Below are 475 nucleotides of genomic sequence, written 5' to 3'. Positions count from 1 at the left end.
ATATTGGGCAAACGACGGCGATCGCACTGGTGATTGCGTTGATTATCGGTCTCAAATGGCGGGATTTTTTGCTGCACGCCTTCGATCCAACGCAGGCTAAAGCCAGCGGCCTGCGCGGCGGATTGCTGCACTACGGCCTGCTGTGCATGATCGCCCTGACCATCGTCGCGACGCTGCAGTCGGTGGGGATTATTCTGTCGATTTCGCTGCTGATTGCCCCCGGGGCGATCGCGCTTCTGCTGGTGAGACGCTTTATCCACGCCCTGCTGCTGGCGGTAGCGGTGGCCATCGGCTGCTCGGCGGGAGGGGTGTGGCTGGCGTTTTATCTCGACAGCGCGCCAGCGCCGACTATCGTGGTGCTGTTTACCGCGCTGTTTGTGGTCGCCTTTGTCGCAAGCACGATCCGCGATAGTCAGAAACAGAAAACTTCAGCAATTATCCCCGGTGGCGGCTAACGCCTTGCCGGGGCTACAAG

Annotated in this window: 1 protein-coding gene; it reads left to right on the top strand. The window is 60.0% G+C overall.

The features are described 5' to 3' along the window. The coding region (locus M3225_RS28835) for a metal ABC transporter permease (protein ID WP_251400741.1) at nucleotides 1-455 on the top strand (455 nt) is incomplete at its 5' end. Between the last annotated feature and the right edge of the window lie 20 nt (nucleotides 456-475).

Origin of the sequence: Priestia aryabhattai (assembly GCF_023715685.1) — a bacterium.
GTDB classification, from domain to species: domain Bacteria; phylum Bacillota; class Bacilli; order Bacillales; family Bacillaceae_H; genus Priestia; species Priestia aryabhattai_B.
The sequence above is the reverse complement of the archived record's forward strand: the minus strand, read 5'-3'. Positions and strand labels throughout refer to the sequence as shown.